The following is a 427-nucleotide window of genomic DNA, read 5'->3' on the forward strand; positions in this document are numbered from 1 at the left end:
GCATTAGCATCGACAATAGCTTTGTTGGGTTGCACCGGAAATCCGGTAATTCCAGAAACCAGCTTGCTAGTAGATACGATCTGGGTTGTATCAATGCGTGTGTCGCATGGAAAGTAATCTTGCCGTGTACGCACGGCCATCACTACTTCTTCAAGAGCAGCATTGCCAGCGCGTTCACCCAAGCCATTGATGGTGCATTCAACCTGGCGCGCGCCATTCATGACTGCAGACAGCGAGTTGGCTACCGCCAGGCCGAGATCATTATGACAATGAACGGAGAAAACAGCTTTGTCAGAATTCGGAATTCGTTCACGTAACGTGCGGATTAGACCGCCAAACTGATCCGGCATGGTGTATCCCACTGTATCCGGAATATTCAACGTCCGGGCACCTTCATCAATTACAGCTTCCAGAATCCGTCAAAGAA

General features: G+C 49.6%; 1 pseudogene. It reads right to left on the minus strand.

What is annotated here, in order from left to right:
• A pseudogene (locus SQ11_RS15910) lies at positions 1–427 on the minus strand (2-isopropylmalate synthase); the annotation flags it as partial.

Origin of the sequence: Nitrosospira sp. NpAV (assembly GCF_000832065.1) — a bacterium.
Lineage (GTDB): Bacteria > Pseudomonadota > Gammaproteobacteria > Burkholderiales > Nitrosomonadaceae > Nitrosospira.